A 19,539-nucleotide genomic window follows, 5' to 3' on the forward strand; every position below is an offset into this window, starting at 1 on the left:
TAAGGTGACTCTTAAGGCGATCGAACTCCAGGTGGCACTGCCGAGGACATTCGAAGCGGGAAAAATGACAGAACAAGCACAGCAGCTCGGTCAGTCAGTCAATCATGCCGCATCCCTCGGGATGGAAAAGAAGACATATAAAGAACGCCATACGGTCAATCGCATGAAAGGGAAGGCTCCCTTGTCACGCAGCGGGAAAGATCCCCGTTACGAAGAGGGGAAACGCGAAGGGCATCATCCGTTTAAAGGGAAGGCAATCGATTACAGTGGATGATAGAACGACTGTTCCGGAGGAAACCGGGACAGTTTTTCCTTGTTGAGCTGGCGTTAGAACTCAAATATGAAAAGATAACAGGGTGATACATTAATGATTTTCGCAATAGTACTATCCATTTTATTGAATCTCGTCGCTTTATTTGCGATCATCCTGCTATACGTAAGGCAGAACCGCCTCCTGGCCCTTGACAACCAGCAAAAGAGAAGGGTGGCAGAAATGGAAGAGCTGATGTCTGCTTATATGGAAGAATTGAAGGAAGAGAATGATGCTTTTCTCTTATCACTGACAAAGGATGAGCCTGTTGCAAAGGAACGTGTGGCAGAACCTCCTTCCAAGGTTCGGATGAAAGCAATGGAAGCCTATCAGTCGGTTCCCACCATCGACCCTACCATCGATCCGTCCGAGCATACAGATATGGCAGAACTTGATATGGTGAGTATGCACCGTGCCGGCTTTTCGATTGATGAAATCGCAAAAGCCGCTGGTGTTGGGAGGACGGAAGTAGAGCTTTTTCTGAAATTCAACAAGAATATCGAATAATTTTCTTCAAAAATCGCGGCAAGCCCTTGATTGGATAAAAGAGGTATGCTATAGTATTCATGGTGTGATTACACACGTTTCCTGATTGAGGTGGATGGTGCTATTTTTAATAGTTTCTGCCCCAAGATGAAGGAGACGGAGGATAAAAACAAAAACCATTAGGAGGAACCACACATGTCAGTCATTTCAATGAAACAATTGCTTGAAGCTGGTGTACACTTCGGACACCAAACTCGCCGTTGGAACCCTAAGATGAAGAGATACATCTTCACAGAGCGTAACGGCATCTACATCATCGACCTTCAAAAAACCGTTAAAAAGGTTGAAGAAGCTTACAACTTCGTGAAAGAACTAGCTGGTAACGGCGGTAAAGTTCTTTTCGTAGGAACAAAAAAACAAGCGCAAGAATCTGTTAAAGATGAAGCGGAGCGCGCTGGTATGTACTACATCAACCAACGTTGGTTGGGTGGAACACTTACTAACTTCGAAACAATCCAAAAACGTATTTCACGTCTTAAGCAAATCGAAAAGATGGAAGAAGACGGTACGTTCGAAGTACTACCTAAGAAAGAAGTAGTACAACTGAAAAAAGAACATGAACGTCTTGTGAAATTCCTAGGCGGAATCAAAGATATGAACACACTGCCTGATGCACTATTCATCATCGATCCTCGTAAAGAGCGTATCGCTGTTGCGGAAGCACGCAAGCTTAACATCCCTATCGTAGGTATCGTTGATACAAACTGTGATCCGGATGAAATCGATGTTGTCATCCCTGCGAATGATGACGCGATCCGTGCGGTTAAGCTTCTTACAGGGAAAATGGCAGATGCCATCCTTGAAGCGAAACAAGGTGAAGAAGCAGCTGTAGCAGCTGAGTAATGACGAAAAGGTGATAAGAGGGCTTACCCTTATCACCTTTTTTTAAAGAGGAATCAGACTATCTTTTCAGGTAGTTCACAGCAGGGAAACCTGCGATAGATAATCTAAGGAGGAAACCTACTATGGCAATCACTGCACAAATGGTTAAAGAACTTCGTGAAAAAACCGGCGCTGGAATGATGGACTGTAAAAAAGCGCTAACAGAAACTGGCGGAGACATGGAGAAAGCAATCGACTTCCTTCGTGAAAAAGGAATCGCGAAAGCAGCTAAAAAAGCTGATCGTATCGCAGCTGAAGGTACAACGTTCATCGCAAGCGAAGGAAACACAGCAATCATCCTTGAAGTGAATGCTGAAACGGATTTCGTTGCGAAAAACGAAAACTTCCAAAACCTTGTTAAAGAACTTTCTTCTCACCTATTGGCTACAAAGCCTGCTTCTGTTGAAGAAGCGATGGATCAAAAAATGGAGAACGGTTCAGTTGTTAGTGAGTTCATCAATGCGGCAATCGCGAAAATCGGAGAGAAAATCACTCTTCGTCGCTTCGAAATCCGCACTAAAGATGACAACGCAGCGTTCGGTGAGTACCTCCACATGGGTGGACGCATCGCTGTTCTTGCTGTAGTTGAAGGCACAACTGATGCTGCTGTAGCAAAAGACGTGGCTATGCATGCTGCAGCCCTTAACCCTAAATACGTTTCACGTGATCAAGTGTCTGCTGAAGAAGTAGCACATGAGCGTGAAGTGCTTAAACAACAAGCGCTTAACGAAGGCAAACCTGAAAACATCGTTGAAAAAATGGTGGAAGGTCGCCTAAGCAAGTACTTCGAAGATATCTGCATCCTTGACCAGCCTTTCGTTAAGAATCCAGATCAAAAAGTACGTCAATTCCTAGAGTCTCACAAAGCTACCCTTACAGACTTCACTCGTTATGAAGTAGGGGAAGGCCTTGAGAAACGTCAAGAAAACTTCGCTGAAGAAGTTATGAGCCAAGTGAAGAAATAATCAACCGATTCGCTGTAGGGAACACATCGTGTGTTCCCTATTTTTCAAGAAAAATCTTATTTACATACGGAGGTTCCCATGAGCGTTCCAAAATATAAACGTGTCGTGCTTAAATTAAGTGGAGAAGCCTTAGCCGGTGAAGACGGCTTCGGCATCAACCCGTCCGTGATCAAAAACGTGGCGGAAGATGTAAAAGAAATTGCCGAACTAGGTGTGGAAGTCGCAGTCGTCGTTGGCGGCGGAAACATCTGGAGAGGGAAAATCGGCAGTGAGATGGGTATGGACCGTGCATCCGCCGACTATATGGGGATGCTGGCGACCGTCATGAACTCATTGGCCCTTCAGGACAGCCTGGAGCAGGTCGGTGTCGAAACGCGGGTGCAGACTTCCATCGATATGCGTCAGGTAGCCGAACCATATATCAGAAGAAGAGCAATCCGCCACCTGGAGAAGAAGAGGGTAGTCATCTTTGCAGCCGGTACCGGAAACCCTTACTTCTCAACAGATACCACAGCGGCTCTTCGTGCAGCAGAAATCGAAGCAGAAGTCATCCTGATGGCGAAAAACAATGTGGATGGCGTCTATTCTGCCGATCCGATGAAGGACGCCAATGCAGTGAAATATGACAAGCTTTCCTATCTTGATGTGTTGAAAGAGGGCTTGGCGGTCATGGATTCAACGGCTTCATCCCTATGTATGGACAATGATATACCGCTTATTGTATTCTCTATTATGGAAGATGGAAACATCAAAAAAGCCGTAACAGGCGAAAATATCGGTACAATCGTAAGGGGGAAAGAATAATGGCAGAAGCAATCATTTCAAACGCAAAGGAAAGAATGACTAAAGCAATCCAAACGTATTCACGTGAACTGGCGACAATCCGGGCGGGACGCGCGAACGCATCCCTACTTGATAAGATCACCGTCGATTATTATGGTGCGCCTACACCGGTGAACCAACTGGCAGGTATCTCGATTCCTGAGGCCCGTATGCTTGTCATCCAACCTTATGATAAAACAGCATTGGGCGACATCGAGAAAGCGATCCTCAAATCCGATCTCGGTATCACTCCGAACAGTGACGGGAATATCCTTCGCATCATCATTCCTGCTTTGACTGAAGAGCGTCGTAAAGAACTGGTCAAACGTGTGAAGAAAGAAGCGGAAGATGCGAAAGTTGCCATCCGTAACATTCGCCGCGATGCAAATGAAGAACTGAAGAAACAGGAAAAAGCGGGCGAGATCACGGAAGATGATCTTCGCAGCTACTCAGAAGATGTCCAGAAGGCAACGGATGAAAGCATTGTGAAGATTGACGGTATCGCAAAAGATAAAGAGCAGGAAATGCTAGAAGTATAATGAACGAGTACCGCCGACCTATAAGCGAAACCCGCTTGGTCGGCTTTTTTTACACTACATATTGATTGCACACCCACCGGCATCCCTTGGATCTTTCCCCTTAAAAATGTCTGAACAGGACTGGCAGGGAATGGTATAATCGAATTTCATGGAGATATCTTTTGTGATTTTTGTTATGATAGTAGAGGTAAATATTTTTAGGATTGTTGGTGGAGGATTTTTATGCTAAACAAGCTTAAGCAATGGAAGCGGCAGCAAGGTTCAGAAGACTATGATGAACGGTATAGGGAGTTGAGGAATCACCCGATCCCGGAACATATCGCCATCATCATGGATGGTAACGGGAGATGGGCCAAGAAAAGGGCCATGCCCAGGGTTGCCGGCCATCATGAAGGAATGAAATGTGTAAGGAGGGTGACCAGGCTGGCAAATGAGCTCGGCGTTGGCACCTTGACTTTATATGCTTTCTCTACAGAAAACTGGAAGCGCCCGAAAATGGAAGTAGAGTTCCTGATGAAGCTTCCCGAAGAATTCCTTGGAACATTCCTTCCGGAGTTGATCGAGGAAAACGTTCAGGTGAAGATGATGGGTGCAACAGACGCCATCCCTGAGCACACCAAGCGGGCAGTACAGAAAGCAATCGAAGAGACTAAAGAGAATGACGGCCTTATCTTGAACTTCGCTCTGAACTATGGAAGCAGATCTGAAATCCTCGACGGTGTGAAGCATGTCTTAAATGATGTAAGAAGTGGAATACTGGATGAAGAACAATTGACAGAAGACGTGTTTTCCACTTATTTAATGACAAAGAACCTCAAGGATCCCGATCTGCTCATACGGACAAGCGGAGAAATACGTTTGAGTAATTTCATGCTTTGGCAGCTCGCATATACTGAATTCTGGTTCACGGATGTATTGTGGCCCGACTTCGGCAAGGAAGAGCTTGTGGAAGCCATTGAGGCCTATCAGGGCCGCTCAAGGAGATTCGGCGGGTTACAAAGCGAGGAGTCCTAATGAAACAGCGAATTATTACAGCGGTCGTCGCAGCGGCGATCTTCTTGCCGATCATCTTGGTTGGTAAGATACCATTCATCATCCTGATGTATGCCATTGCATCCATCAGTCTCTATGAAGCACTTAAAATGAGGGGCCACGGGATCATGACGATACCAGGTTTATTATCCCTTGCCCTCCTATGGATCTTTTTGATCCCGAATGAAACCATCGATGTCATTGCGGACTTCGGATACTCCAAAATGGAGTTTGTGTTCATCGCCGTTTTATTATTGCTGGTCTATACGGTGATCACGAAGAACCGCTTCACCTATGACGACGTCGGTTTTCACTTATTGAGCCTATTATATGTAGGAATCGGTTATTTCTATTTCATCGAGATCCGCATGCTGTCGAATGGCGCACAGCTCATCTTCTATGCCCTATTCATCATCTGGGCTACGGATTCCGGAGCCTACTTTATCGGACGGGCCATGGGGAAGAAAAAACTCTGGCCGCATATTTCTCCGAATAAAACAGTTGAAGGGTTCATCGGCGGAATCGTTTCGGCTGTCATTGTCGGTATCATCATCACATTTTTCACCGACCTCGGCATCTCGATGCCAAAGCTAATCATCATCACGGCGATACTTTCCGTATTCGGTCAAATGGGGGATCTGGTGGAATCTGCCCTTAAAAGGCACTACGGAGTCAAGGATTCCGGGAATCTCCTTCCGGGACACGGTGGGATGCTCGATCGTTTCGACAGTTTGTTATTCGTACTGCCACTGCTGCATTTTCTATTATAAAGATAAAGAGAGCAACACATCTGTAAGGAGTGGAGTCATTGAAGAGTATTAGTTTAATGGGGGCCACCGGTTCCATCGGGATCCAGACACTCGATGTCATCCGGCAGCACCCCGAAGAGTTCCATCTATCGGCTGTATCGGCAGGCCGCAACATGGAAAAGACAAGGGACATCATCCGTGAGTTCATGCCGTCACTCGTCTCTGTCCAACTGAAAGAGGATGCAGAGAAGCTCCGCTCAGAATTTGGTGATATCACCGTTCTCCATGGAGAAGATGGTCTGATCGAGACAGCGTGCTTCCATGAAGCCGACGTCTTGGTCAACGCGGTGCTCGGTAGCGTGGGCCTCCATCCGACTTTGAAGGCAATCGATGCGGGCAAGACCATCGCCATCGCCAACAAGGAGACCCTCGTAACAGCAGGGCATCTGGTCATGGAAGCGGCTCGGAAGAAGGGTGTACAGCTTCTTCCCGTTGATAGTGAACACTCCGCGATCTTTCAGGCACTTCAAGGGGAGAATCCGAAAAATATCGAAAAACTCATCATTACCGCTTCCGGAGGGAGCTTCCGTGATAAATCAAGAGATGAGCTTGTCGGCGTGACGGTAGACGATGCGCTGAATCATCCGAACTGGTCCATGGGGGCGAAAATCACCATCGATTCGGCAACCATGATGAATAAAGGACTTGAAGTCATCGAAGCCCACTGGCTCTTTGATCTGCCTTATGATCAGATTGACGTGGTACTTCACCGTGAAAGCATCATTCATTCTATGATCCAGTTCCACGATTCTTCGGTCATGGCTCAGCTGGGAACACCTGATATGAGGGTACCGATCCAATATGCCCTCACGTATCCAGACAGGATGCCCCATCCTAAAGGGAAGAGACTGGACTTGGTGGAAATCGGGAAGCTTCACTTCGAAGAAATGGATACGGACCGGTTCAAATGCCTCGGATTTGCCTATGCAGCCGGCAGGGAAGGCGGCAGCATGCCGACAGTCCTGAATGCAGCCAATGAAGCAGCTGTGGCACTCTTCCTTAAAGGGGCTATCTCATTCCTGCAAATCGACGACCTCGTGGAGCGGGCATTGAACGGGCACGTCACGATACAAAGGCCGGACCTCGGGACGATCCATGAGATCGACCGGAACACGAGGAAGCTGGTCGATTCCTGGGTGTAAAGGGTATGTTTTCCCGCGATGATACGTATGATGATTATGTACAACCCTTCATTTACATTTAAATCTGTGCAGTTTGACAGGTTACAAAGGTGGTTATTTACATGCAGACAGTCATAGCCTTTATCGTGATCTTCGGGGCATTGGTTTTTTTCCATGAACTGGGGCATCTGATTTTTGCCAAGCGTGCAGGGATCCTCTGCCGCGAGTTTGCCATCGGTTTCGGTCCAAAGGTGTTCTCATTCAAGAAAAATGAAACCGTCTATACGATCCGCCTGCTTCCATTGGGAGGTTTCGTCCGGATGGCGGGTGAAGATCCAGAAATGGTCGAACTGAAGGCGGGCCATCGCATCGGTCTCCTATTTGATCAGGATGAGAAAGCTTCCAAGATTGTTCTGAACAACAAGGACCGCTATCCGAACATCCGCGTCATCGAGGTGGAAACGGCGGATCTTGAAAGGGAACTCATCATCAAAGGGTATGAAGATGACGAAGAAGAATTGAAAACATTCCCTATTTCACGAAACGCTGTCATCGTCGAAGACGGTACAGAATCATTGATTGCGCCATGGGATCGTCAATTCGGTTCAAAATCCCTGCCGAAGAGGGCGATGGCCATTTTCGCAGGTCCACTGTTCAACTTCATCCTGGCTTTCTTCATTTTCATTCTGGTCGGGTTCCTTCAAGGGGTACCGACCAATGATCCCGTCCTTGGTGATCTGACGGATGATGGCGCAGCCAAGGAATCAGGCCTTCAAAAAGGAGACGAGGTCCTTAGCATCGACGACAGTGAAATCTCCACTTGGGAAGATATTGTCGGTGTGATCCAGAAGCACCCCGGTGATGAACTCGTCTTCACCGTCGAAAGGGGAGGAGCGACACAGGATATCTCTGTAACGCCAGAGCCTCAGAAGGTAGAAGGGCAAGAAGAAATCGGAAAGATCGGCGTTCACAATCCTATGGAAAAATCGCCGCTGAAGGTCGTATCTTCAAGTGCGGAGCAAACCTACGAAATGGGCAAGCTGATCTTCGTCCTCTTAGGCAAGCTTGTTACGGGTGAATTCTCCATTGATGCCTTAAGCGGACCGGTTGGGATCTATCAGTCCACCGATGTCGTTGCACAGTCGGGTATCTATGATTTGATGAGATGGGCAGCCATACTCAGCATCAACCTCGGCATCATGAACCTCCTGCCGATCCCGGCCTTGGACGGAGGAAGACTCCTGTTCTTCGCAGTGGAAGCGCTGAGGGGAAAACCGGTGGACCGCAAGATGGAAGGAATGGTTCATTTTGTAGGGTTCGCCCTCCTGATGGTCCTGATGCTCGTCGTAACATGGAATGATATACAACGATTCTTTATACAGAATTAGCATGTTTGGCAGTTTCATCCTAGTGGGTGATACTGCCTCTTGCATTGCTCGGGGAAAAACGGGTACATACAAATAAACAATAAAAATATTATGGTAACTGAGGTGCTCTGAATGAAACAATCACAAACGTTGATCCCAACCTTGAGGGAAGTTCCGGCCGATGCAGAGGTCAAAAGTCATCAGCTTCTCCTTCGCGCGGGATATATGAGGCAAAATGCAAGCGGAATCTATAGCTACCTGCCACTCGGAACGAAAGTATTGAAGAAGGTAGAAGCAATCATCCGCGAGGAGCTTGAAGCAGCGGGAGCAGCAGAACTGTTGATGCCGGCCTTACAACCTTCTGAACTATGGAAGGAATCTGGACGCTGGGGGACATATGGTCCTGAACTGATGAGGATGAACGACCGCCATGACCGTGAGTTCGCACTGGGAGCAACCCATGAAGAAATGATCACGAGCCTGATCAGGGACGAAATAAAATCGTACAAACGACTTCCTTTGACCCTTTATCAGATCCAAACGAAATATCGTGACGAAAAGCGTCCACGATTCGGCCTTCTGCGAGGAAGGGAATTCATCATGAAAGATGCCTATTCCTTCCACTCTTCACAGGAAAGTCTCGATGAAACCTATGATCGACTATTCCAAGCCTATTCGAATATCTTCACACGCTGTGGATTGGATTTCAGGGCCGTTATCGCAGATTCAGGGGCCATGGGGGGTAAGGATACCCATGAATTCATGGTCCTTTCAGAAATCGGTGAAGACACGATTGCTTATTCTGATACATCCGATTTTGCTGCCAATATTGAAATGGCGGAAGTCGCAGATACGTATGAGCTTTCAAAGGAAGACATGCTGGATCTCGAAAAGATTTCAACGCCTGATACGAAGACCATCGATGACGTTTGTGCGTTGTTTGATAAGCAGCCTGAAGAGTGCATCAAAAGCCTTTTGTTCAAAGCGGATGAAGAGTATGTACTCGTCCTGGTGCGCGGTGATCATGAAATCAATGACATCAAACTGAAGAACCTTCTCGGTGCTGATCAGGTCGAGCTTGCCACAGCTGAAGGAACAGTAAGCTTACTTGGTAGCGAAGTAGGTTCCGTAGGTCCGTTCTCCCTTCCTGCTGAAGTGAAGATCATCGCCGATCAGGCCGTGAAGTATGTCCGCAATGGTGCGGCAGGTGCCAATGAAACAGGCTTCCACTACTTGAATGTGAATGTGGAAAGAGATGTGGATGCCATCACATTCACAGATCTGCGCTTCATTCAAGAAGGAGACCCTTCACCGGATGGTAAGGGAACGATCCAATTTGCAAGAGGCATCGAAGTAGGACATGTCTTCAAGCTTGGAACAAAGTATTCCGACAGCATGGGCAGCACCTATCTGGATGAAAACGGCCGTTCACAGTCCATTATCATGGGTTGTTATGGAATCGGGGTTTCAAGGACGGTTGCGGCGGTAGCTGAACAGTTCAACGATGATAGAGGTCTTGTATGGCCGCTGGACCTAGCTCCATATGATGCCCATGTAATTCCGGTCAATATGAAAGATGATGCCCAGAGAGAGCTTGCTGAAGAATTATACGGTACGCTAAAACACGCACGATATGATGTCCTAATGGACGACCGTGCGGAGCGGCCGGGCGTTAAATTCGCAGATTCCGATCTGATCGGCCTCCCGTACCGCATCACGGTCGGCAAGAAGGCTGCTGAAGGAATCATTGAATTGAAAGTCAGGAAAACAGGTGATATGCTTGAAGTTCATAAAGATGAATTAGTGAAAACACTTCAAGAACTTTCTGAAACAAATTAAAGGGATGAAGGGCTTGACTCCAGTGGTTGTACCTCTGCCGTCGGCCCTTTTCCTCTGAGGATATAGAAAGGCACTAAAGGGGGAGTAAGAGAAATGGAAGAGAGATCCCTGAGCAAGAAAGAGCGATTTCAAGTATTACTATCCCAGCTAGGGATGACCGGGGATGATGTGGTTCAGTACTTCAACAATGCTGAAATTGAAAAATTATCCGTTTATAGAAAAGAGAAAAAATGGCATTTTCATTTCGCGCTGGATCAGATCATTCCCTGCAAGGTGATGAACCAGTTTTCAAATGCTCTAAGGTCTTCGTTCAAGCATATCGCCCAGGTAGGATTTTCGGTGAAGGTCCTCAATACGGAAGCAACCGAACAGCATATCCTTGATTACTGGACAGAATGCATCAAGGAAGTGCAGGGCATATCACCGCCATTATTGAAGATCCTCAATACACAGAAGCCTAAGATACAGGGTAATAAAATTGTCGTGCAGGCTTCCAACGATACAGAAGCGACACAGTTGAAGAAAAAATATAGTGATATCATCTGTTCGGCATTCGAACAGTTTGGATTTCCCCGCCTCATGCTGGATGCAGAGGTAGGACAGGCTGAAGCTCAAAACAGTGACTATGAGAAATTTCTTGAAGAAAAGCTCAAGGAAGATCAAGAGCGGGCAAAACAGGCTCTCATTGAAATGGAGAAAGCTGAGAAGGAAGAAGCCGCAGGGATTCCGAGCGGGCCCTTCATGCTTGGTTTATCGATCAAGGATGACGCTGAGTTCAGGAAGATCGAAGACATCCTCGATGAGGAGAGGCGCATTGCCGTCGAAGGCTATGTGTTCGACTGTGAAACGCGTGAGCTGAGAAGCGGCCGTACCCTCCTCACATTCAAGGTGACGGATTATTCAAGCTCGATCCTTGTGAAGATGTTCTCCCGTGACAAAGACGATGCAGCCATTATGAATACGATGAAGAAGGGGATGTGGGTCCGCTGCAGGGGAAGCATCCAAAATGATACATTCGTCCGCGACCTCGTCATGATCGCCAACGATGTCAATGAAATCAAACCGGTTCTGAGACTCGATACGGCACCTGAAGACAAGAAGAGGGTAGAACTCCACATGCATACCCCGATGAGTCAAATGGACGCAGTATCGTCCGTCAGTTCCCTTGTTTCGCAAGCAAAGAAATGGGGTCATAAGGCGGTTGCCATCACGGATCATGCCGTGGCACAATCCTTCCCGGAAGCGTTCAGTGCAAGTAAAAAGAATGATATCAAGGTGCTGTACGGCATCGAGGCAAACCTCGTCGATGACGGGGTCCCCATCGCCTATAACGACAGGGACCGCATACTAGAAGACAGCACGTATATCGTATTCGATGTGGAAACGACAGGTCTTTCCGCGGTATACGATACGATTATCGAACTCGCAGCCGTAAAGATCAGGGACGGGGAAGTGATCGACAAGTTCGAGCGCTTTGCCAATCCTCATCATCCCCTTTCTGCTACAACCATCGAACTGACTGGCATCACCGATGATATGGTGAGGAATGCCCCTGAGATCAACGATGTGCTGAAGGAATTCCATGCATGGGTGGAAGATGATATCCTGGTTGCCCACAATGCATCATTCGATATGGGGTTCCTGAATGCAGGATACAAGAAAGCAGACCTTCCCAAAGCGTCAAATCCGGTCATCGATACGCTGGAACTGGCAAGGCTCCTTTATCCTCAATTCAAGAATCACCGCTTGAATACCCTGGCGAAGAAATTCGATGTCGAGCTCACCCAGCATCACAGGGCGATCTATGATGCGGAAGCCACTGGATATCTACTTCTCAAAATGCTGAAGGATGCATCGGAGAAGGGGATCATGAATCATAATCAGTTCAATGATTACATGGGGAAAGGGGACGCCTATAAGCGTTCAAGACCTTACCACTGTACCCTGCTTGCCCAGACGGAAGAAGGACTGAAGAATCTGTTCAAGCTCGTATCGATTTCCCACATGCATTATTTCTTCCGTGTCCCCCGCATCCCGCGGTCACAGCTCCAAAAATATCGCGCTGGCATCCTGGTTGGTTCGGGTTGCGATAAAGGGGAAGTGTTCGAAGGGATGATGCAAAAAGGCATCGAGGAAGTGCTCGAAACAGCTGAATTCTATGATTACCTTGAGGTTCATCCGAAAGAAGTCTATCAGCATCTGATTGAACTGGATCTCGTGCAGAGTACGAAGAATCTGGAAGACATCATCAAGAATATCGTCGATCTCGGAGAACGGATCAATAAGCCCGTTGTGGCAACAGGGAACGTGCATTATTTGAATGAAACAGACAAGATTTATCGGAAGATCCTCGTGAGTTCCCAAGGTGGGGCAAACCCGCTTAATCGTCATGAACTTCCCGATGTCCATTTCCGTACAACGAATGAGATGCTGGATGCCTTCTCCTTCCTCGGGAAAGACAAGGCCGAGGAGATCGTGGTCGAGAACTCAAATAAGATCGCTGACATGATCGACTCCATCAAACCGATCAAAGATGACCTTTTCACCCCTAAGATCGAAGGGGCAGACGAGGAAATGCGTCGCATGAGCTATGAGATGGCCAAAAGCATTTACGGGGAAGACCTTCCTGAAATCGTCGAAGCGCGCCTTGAAAAAGAGCTGAAGAGCATCATCGGCCATGGATTCGCCGTCATCTATCTCATTTCTGCTAAACTCGTTAAGAAGTCACTGGAGGACGGATATCTTGTTGGATCCCGTGGATCCGTCGGCTCATCATTCGTTGCCACCATGACGGAGATCACAGAAGTGAATCCACTTCCTCCGCATTACGTGTGCCCGTCCTGCAAGAAGTCGGAGTTCTTCGATGACGGTTCCGTTGGTTCAGGATTCGATCTGCCGAACAAAGACTGTCCGGATTGTGCGATTCCATTCAAAAAAGACGGACACGATATCCCGTTTGAGACATTCCTGGGATTCAAGGGGGATAAGGTTCCCGATATCGATTTGAACTTCTCGGGGGAATACCAGCCGAAAGCCCATGATTATACGAAGGTGCTGTTCGGAGAAGACAACGTCTATCGTGCGGGGACGATCGGTACAGTAGCCGAGAAAACAGCCTATGGATATGTTAAAGGGTACGCAGGAGACAATAACCTGCAGATCCGCGGCGCAGAGGTCGATCGCCTCGTCAGCGGGTGTACAGGCGTGAAGCGGACCACCGGGCAGCATCCCGGGGGGATCATCGTTGTACCGGATTATATGGATATTTATGATTTCTCACCGATCCAGTTCCCTGCGGATGCGAGTGATTCGGAGTGGCGCACCACTCACTTCGATTTCCATTCCATCCATGATAATCTCCTGAAGCTCGATATCCTTGGACACGATGATCCGACGGTGATCAGGATGCTCCAGGACTTATCGGGGATCGATCCTAAGACGATTCCGACGGATGATCCTGAAGTCATGAAGATATTCAGTGGCACGGAGTCCCTCGGAGTCACCGAAGAGCAGATCATGTGTAAAACGGGGACCCTGGGAATTCCAGAGTTCGGAACCAGATTCGTCCGGCAGATGCTTGAGGATACGAAGCCGACAACATTCTCTGAACTTGTGCAGATCTCCGGTCTTTCCCACGGGACCGATGTATGGCTTGGGAATGCACAGGAATTGATTCATAATAAAATATGCAATCTCAGTGAGGTTATCGGATGCCGTGATGATATCATGGTCTACCTCATCTATCAGGGTCTTGATCCTTCATTGGCATTCAAGATCATGGAGTTCGTCCGAAAAGGAAAAGGGCTTCAGGATGAATGGGTGGATGAAATGAAGAATAACGGTGTACCGGATTGGTATATCGACTCCTGCCTGAAAATCAAGTACATGTTCCCGAAAGCCCATGCTGCCGCCTACGTTCTGATGGCAGTGAGGATTGCATACTTCAAAGTCCACCATGCCCTTCTGTATTATGCCGCCTACTTCACCGTTCGTGCTGAAGACTTCGACATCGAAGCCATGGTGAGGGGCTCTCAAGCTGTAAGGGCCAAGATCGAAGAGATCAATGCCAAAGGACTGGACGCCTCACCAAAAGAAAAGAACACGCTCACCGTCCTTGAGCTTGCCCTTGAGATGTGTGAGAGGGGCTACCAATTCCAGAAGGTGGATCTATACCGCTCGGAAGCCTCCGAATTCCTCATTGACGGCGATACCCTAATCCCACCATTCAATGCGATTCCGGGTCTTGGGACGAATGCCGCCCTCAATATCGTGAAGGCGAGGGAAAATGGAGAATTCCTTTCGAAAGAGGATCTACAGCAAAGGGGACGGGTATCCAAGACCATCATCGAATATCTGGATAATCACGGATGTCTGGAGTCCCTGCCGGAGAAAAATCAGCTGTCCTTGTTCTGACCATGATGTAAGGGAAATTTATTTGCATAAAAATATCGGTTATGGTATATTTTTATTGGAAATACTAAGGATAGCTCTAACGTCGAAGAGTGGGGTCGCACCCCACTCTTTCGTTATTACTTGGAGATTTTTTCTATCTTTTATAGTCTTGGTGCAAGATTTTTCATATAGACCAGGAGGTAAGTATGAGTAAAATTACAACACTTGTAGAAGAACTTGTCACACCCATATTGGATGATCTTTCACTGGAACTGATCGATATGGAGTACGTGAAAGAGGGATCAAACTGGTTCCTTCGCATTTTTATCGATAAGGACAGCGGTGTTGATATCGAGGAATGCGGAATCGTCAGCGAACGCCTCAGCGAGAAGCTGGATGAGCTCGACCCGATCCAGCACAATTATTTCCTGGAGGTCTCCTCACCGGGAGCAGAGCGCCCTCTCAAAAAAGAGAAGGACTTTGAGAAGTCCATCGGAAAGAATGTATACGTGAAACTATATGAACCGATGGATGGAGAAAAAGCATTCGAAGGTTTGCTGTTATCATATACGCCCGAGAAGCTAGAACTTGAACTGACGATCAAAACGCGTAAAAAGAAGGTTGAAATACCGATGGATAAAGTCGCGGCTGCAAGACTTGCCGTAACCTTTTCCTAACTGAACAACCGCAAAATAAAGGGGGATAAAACCGTCATGAGCACGCAGTTATTAGATGCTCTAACTGTATTAGAGAAAGAAAAAGGCATTGCGAGAGATGTGATCATCGAAGCGATCGAAGCCGCTCTTGTATCGGCCTATAAACGGAATTTCAATCAGGCACAGAATGTAAGGGTGGACTTAAACCTGGACACAGGTACCATGAGGGTCTTCGCCCGCAAGGAAGTCGTGGATGAAGTATTCGATTCCCGTCTTGAGATTTCCGTGCCGGATGCAACAGACATCAATCCAAGCTATGAAGTGGGCGATGTGGTGGAGCTTGAGGTCACTCCGAAGGACTTCGGACGGATCGCAGCCCAGACGGCCAAGCAGGTCGTCACACAGCGTGTACGCGAGGCGGAACGCGGCATCATCTACTCTGAGTTCGTAGATCGTGAAGAGGATATCATGACAGGCATCGTCCAGCGTCAGGATAACCGCTTCATCTATGTGGCTCTAGGTAAAATCGAAGCATTGCTTCCTGTAAGCGAACAGATGCCGAATGAGACTTACAAGCCCCATGACCGCATCAAGGTCTTCATCACCAAAGTCGAGAAGACGACCAAGGGACCTCAGATCTTTGTTTCCCGTACTCATCCAGGTCTGTTGAAGCGCCTCTTCGAAATCGAAGTGCCTGAAATCTTCGATGGTACGGTCGAAATCAAATCTGTTGCACGCGAAGCTGGAGATCGCTCCAAGATCTCCGTTCACGCAGATAATGGTGAAATCGATCCCGTCGGTGCCTGTGTCGGAACCAAGGGTGCTAGGGTTCAGGCAATCGTCAACGAACTCAAAGGGGAAAAGATCGATATCGTGCAATGGTCCGAAGATCCTGTCACATTCGTTGCGAACGCATTGAGCCCTTCCAAGGTACTTGATGTACAGGTGAATGAGGAAGAGAAGTCCACACGCGTCATCGTGCCGGATTACCAACTTTCCCTTGCCATCGGGAAGCGCGGTCAAAATGCCCGTCTTGCCGCCAAGCTCACAAACTGGAAAATTGATATCAAAAGTGAAACAGATGCCAGGGAACTTGGTCTCTATCCCCGCGAGGAATCCTTCCTTCCAGAAGAAGAAGAGTACGACGCGGATGAGCCTTTGAATATTGATTTCAACGATCAAGATTAAGAGGTGGACACATGAGTACCAATAAGAAGATCCCGCTCCGCAAATGCGTAGCGACCGGTGAAATGAAACCGAAGAAAGACATGATCCGAATCGTCCGATCGAAAGAGGGGGAAGTGTCCGTGGACCCGACCGGTAAGAAGTCCGGGCGCGGCGCCTATCTTTCTAAAGATCGGGACATCATTTTACAAGCGAAAAAGAAGAATACGTTAGCCAATCAACTTCAAGCGAAGATAGATGATTCATTGTATGATGAGTTGATACGTCTTGTAGAAAAGGAGTAACATTTAGCGTATGGAGCAGAATCGTTGGATGTCCCTTTTAGGATTGGCCAATCGGGCACGTAAGACCGTATCCGGTGAAGAACTGGTGATCAGGGAAGTCCGCAGGGGTCGGACGAAGCTTGTGATCCTGGCCCGGGATGCTTCCGAAAACACCCGTAAGAAAGTGACGGATAAATGTACCCATTATAAGGTCCCGGTCCGGTTCGCCCCGGATCGATCCCTTCTTGGCCAGGCCATAGGGAAGGATCAAAGGGTGGTCGTCGCGGTCATGGAAGCGGGGTTTGCCGGAAAGCTTTCCGAAATGCTCGATGAATCTCAGTGGGGGTGAACATATGAGCAAGATCCGTGTATATGAATATGCGAAAAAACATAATGTTTCAAGTAAAAACGTGATCGACAAATTAAAGGAATTGAATATTGAGGTATCAAATCATATGGCAACTTTAGAAGACGGTACAATCAAAAAATTGGATAAAACATACGAAGGCAAAAAGCCCGCAGCAGGGAGCAAAGATCAAAAACCTGCAGCACAGTCTGGCCAAGGCGACAGCAAAAAACCTGCTCCTGCGGCTCAGAAAAACAACAAAGGACCACAGAATCGCGGCAACAACAACAATAAAAAAGGTCCGAACAACTTTAACCGCAATAACAAGAATAATAACAACCGAAATAAACAGAATCGCAACACAAAGCCTGCGCCACAGCAACAACCTGTGAAGAAAAAAGAGCTTCCAGCCAAAATTACCTTCACGGATTCCTTGACGGTAGCAGAGCTTGCGAAAAAGCTTTATAAAGAGCCTTCTGAAATCATCAAAAAACTCTTCATGCTCGGAGTCATGGCTACGATCAATCAGGAACTTGACAAAGATTCCATCGAATTGATCGCCGGTGAGTACGGAGTGGAAGTCGAAGAGGAAATCAGGATCGATGCAACGGATCTTGAAGTCTACTTCACAGAAGATGATGCAGAGCAGGTACAGGAACGTCCTTCCGTCGTGACCATCATGGGACACGTTGACCACGGGAAAACGACATTGCTTGATTCCATCCGTAATACGAAAGTGACGGCAGGAGAAGCAGGAGGAATCACGCAGCATATCGGTGCTTATCAAGTGGAAGTGGAAGGGAAGAAAATCACATTCCTTGATACCCCTGGACATGCAGCCTTCACTACAATGCGTGCACGTGGTGCGAAAGTGACTGATATCGCGATCATCGTAGTAGCTGCAGACGACGGTGTAATGCCACAGACGGTCGAAGCGATCAACCATGCGAAAGCCGCTGAAGTTCCAATTATCATTGCCGTGAACAAAATGGATAAAGAAGCAGCCAATCCTGACCGTGTCATGCAGGAACTTACAGAGTATGAGCTGGTTCCGGAAGCGTGGGGTGGGGATACGATCTTCGTTCCATTATCCGCCCTATCTGGAGAAGGGATCGACAACCTTCTTGAAATGATCATCCTTGTGACTGAGGTAGAGGAGCTAAAAGCGAATCCAAAACGTCTTGCACTGGGTACGGTCATCGAAGCACAGCTTGATAAAGGACGTGGCTCCGTCGCGACACTCCTCGTACAGAATGGAACGCTCAAAGTCGGGGACCCTATCGTGGTAGGTAACACGTATGGCCGCGTTCGTGCCATGGTCAATGATCTCGGACGCCGTGTGAAGGATGCCGGTCCATCTGCGCCTGTTGAAATCACTGGTCTGAACGATGTACCTCAAGCAGGAGACCGCTTCGTCGTATTCGAAGACGAAAAAACGGCTCGTTCTGTTGGTGAGGCACGTGCTACACAGGCCCTTCAGGCACAGCGTGGCGAAAAATCCAAAGTCAGCCTGGAAACTCTGTTTGAACAAATGAAACAAGGGGAAATGAAAGACCTGAACCTTGTTCTTAAAGCAGATGTTCAAGGTTCTGTTGAAGCACTTGCTGCATCCCTACTTAAAATCGAGGTGGAAGGTGTCAATATCCGCATCATCCATACCGGTGTAGGGGCCATCAATGAGTCTGATATCACACTTGCCTCAGCTTCCAACGCCATCGTGATCGGATTCAACGTCCGTCCGGATGTGAATGCTAAACGTACGGCTGAAGCAGAGGGTGTTGAAATTCGTCTTCACCGTATCATCTACAAAGTGATGGAAGAGATCGAAGCAGCCATGAAAGGGATGCTTGATCCTGAATTTGAAGAGAAAATCATCGGTCAGGCAGAAGTGCGTCAAACCTTCAAAGTATCCAAAGTGGGTACAATTGCAGGAAGCTATGTAACAGAAGGGAAGATTTCCCGTGATAGCGGCGTGCGTCTGATCCGTGATGGAATTGTCATCTTCGAAGGGGAGCTTGATGCACTCAAGCGTTTCAAAGATGATGCGAAGGAAGTAGCTCGTGGATATGAGTGTGGGATTACCATCAAAAACTTCAATGATGTAAAAGAAGGGGACGTCATCGAAGCCTTCGTCATGGAGGAAATCTCCCGTTCATGATCACCTGCGCCGAATTCGAATGCATGATCCATCAATCAGGGTCGCTCAAGGAAAAACGGGCGGTCCTGCAGCGGATCATGACCAGGCTCAAGCAAAAGTATAATGTCTCAGTTGCTGAAGTGGGGCATCAGGATGCATGGCAGCGGACGTCCCTTGCCATCGTCTCTGTGGCTTCCACGAAAGCGGCCAGTCAAAAGGAAGTGGACAGGGCGCTTGCCTTTGTCGATTCCTTCCCTGAGTGGGAGAGACTGCGTACAACAATCGAATCACTGTAGCACCAGTGATTCATCATAATCCGTTTTTTGAG

18 protein-coding genes are annotated in these 19,539 nt (G+C 47.7%); all 18 read left to right on the forward strand.

The window, feature by feature from the left end:
• Nucleotides 1-4 precede the first annotated feature (4 nt).
• Nucleotides 5-274: a hypothetical protein gene (locus tag K6T23_RS10160; protein ID WP_079515960.1), complete on the forward strand. Its 270-nt coding sequence runs from the start codon at nt 5-7 to the stop codon at nt 272-274.
• A gap of 93 nt (nt 275-367) precedes the next feature.
• A complete protein-coding gene (locus tag K6T23_RS10165; protein WP_148985360.1) occupies nt 368-817 on the forward strand; it encodes a hypothetical protein in 450 nt (149 codons plus the stop codon).
• Between the two features lie 174 nt (nt 818-991).
• Nucleotides 992-1,699, forward strand: a complete 708-nt coding sequence (gene rpsB / locus K6T23_RS10170) for a 30S ribosomal protein S2 (protein ID WP_048004028.1) — start codon at nt 992-994, stop codon at nt 1,697-1,699.
• 122 nt (nt 1,700-1,821) lie between these two features.
• Nucleotides 1,822-2,703, forward strand: coding sequence for a translation elongation factor Ts (tsf, locus tag K6T23_RS10175; protein WP_056537119.1), 882 nt, complete (start codon nt 1,822-1,824; stop codon nt 2,701-2,703).
• Nucleotides 2,704-2,781: 78 nt separating this feature from the next.
• Nucleotides 2,782-3,507, forward strand: a complete 726-nt coding sequence (gene pyrH, locus K6T23_RS10180; protein ID WP_048004026.1) for a UMP kinase — start codon at nt 2,782-2,784, stop codon at nt 3,505-3,507.
• A complete protein-coding gene (gene frr / locus K6T23_RS10185; protein WP_048004025.1) occupies nt 3,507-4,064 on the forward strand; it encodes a ribosome recycling factor in 558 nt (185 codons plus the stop codon). The genes pyrH and frr overlap by 1 nt, the downstream gene beginning before the upstream one ends.
• 222 nt (nt 4,065-4,286) lie before the next feature.
• Nucleotides 4,287-5,078 carry an undecaprenyl pyrophosphate synthase gene (locus tag K6T23_RS10190; protein ID WP_056537118.1) on the forward strand — a complete coding sequence of 264 codons (792 nt, stop codon included), beginning with the start codon at nt 4,287-4,289 and terminating at the stop codon, nt 5,076-5,078.
• On the forward strand, nt 5,078-5,866 hold the full coding sequence (locus tag K6T23_RS10195; protein ID WP_056537117.1) for a phosphatidate cytidylyltransferase: 789 nt from the start codon (nt 5,078-5,080) through the stop codon (nt 5,864-5,866). Before K6T23_RS10190 ends, K6T23_RS10195 begins: the two co-directional genes overlap by 1 nt.
• Before the next feature lie 38 nt (nt 5,867-5,904).
• Entirely contained in the window at nt 5,905-7,047 is a 1,143-nt protein-coding gene (locus K6T23_RS10200) for a 1-deoxy-D-xylulose-5-phosphate reductoisomerase (RefSeq protein ID WP_218245899.1), read from the forward strand.
• Nucleotides 7,048-7,148: 101 nt separating this feature from the next.
• Nucleotides 7,149-8,414, forward strand: a complete 1,266-nt coding sequence (gene rseP / locus K6T23_RS10205) for an RIP metalloprotease RseP (RefSeq protein ID WP_056537114.1) — start codon at nt 7,149-7,151, stop codon at nt 8,412-8,414.
• A 111-nt stretch (nt 8,415-8,525) separates the two neighbouring features.
• Nucleotides 8,526-10,232 (forward strand): proline--tRNA ligase, encoded by a 1,707-nt coding sequence (locus K6T23_RS10210; protein WP_238284263.1) that lies wholly within the window; start codon nt 8,526-8,528, stop codon nt 10,230-10,232.
• Between the two features lie 93 nt (nt 10,233-10,325).
• The gene (locus K6T23_RS10215) at nt 10,326-14,645 is read left to right on the forward strand and encodes a PolC-type DNA polymerase III (protein ID WP_238284264.1); all 4,320 of its coding nucleotides are present in this window, start codon (nt 10,326-10,328) and stop codon (nt 14,643-14,645) included.
• Nucleotides 14,646-14,830: 185 nt separating this feature from the next.
• A complete protein-coding gene (rimP, locus tag K6T23_RS10220; RefSeq protein ID WP_048004018.1) occupies nt 14,831-15,301 on the forward strand; it encodes a ribosome maturation factor RimP in 471 nt (156 codons plus the stop codon).
• 36 nt (nt 15,302-15,337) lie between these two features.
• On the forward strand, nt 15,338-16,468 hold the full coding sequence (nusA, locus tag K6T23_RS10225; protein WP_053427265.1) for a transcription termination factor NusA: 1,131 nt from the start codon (nt 15,338-15,340) through the stop codon (nt 16,466-16,468).
• Nucleotides 16,469-16,479: 11 nt separating this feature from the next.
• Nucleotides 16,480-16,749 (forward strand): RNase P modulator RnpM, encoded by a 270-nt coding sequence (gene rnpM, locus K6T23_RS10230; protein ID WP_053427264.1) that lies wholly within the window; start codon nt 16,480-16,482, stop codon nt 16,747-16,749.
• 10 nt (nt 16,750-16,759) lie between these two features.
• Nucleotides 16,760-17,077 (forward strand): YlxQ family RNA-binding protein, encoded by a 318-nt coding sequence (locus K6T23_RS10235; RefSeq protein WP_056537104.1) that lies wholly within the window; start codon nt 16,760-16,762, stop codon nt 17,075-17,077.
• Nucleotides 17,078-17,081: 4 nt separating this feature from the next.
• A complete protein-coding gene (gene infB, locus K6T23_RS10240) occupies nt 17,082-19,232 on the forward strand; it encodes a translation initiation factor IF-2 (RefSeq protein WP_056537101.1) in 2,151 nt (716 codons plus the stop codon).
• Nucleotides 19,229-19,507 carry a DUF503 domain-containing protein gene (locus K6T23_RS10245; RefSeq protein ID WP_053427261.1) on the forward strand — a complete coding sequence of 93 codons (279 nt, stop codon included), beginning with the start codon at nt 19,229-19,231 and terminating at the stop codon, nt 19,505-19,507. Before infB ends, K6T23_RS10245 begins: the two co-directional genes overlap by 4 nt.
• Nucleotides 19,508-19,539 lie beyond the last annotated feature (32 nt).

Source organism: Rossellomorea marisflavi (assembly GCF_022170785.1).
In the GTDB taxonomy this organism is placed as follows: Bacteria; Bacillota; Bacilli; order Bacillales; family Bacillaceae_B; genus Rossellomorea; species Rossellomorea marisflavi_B.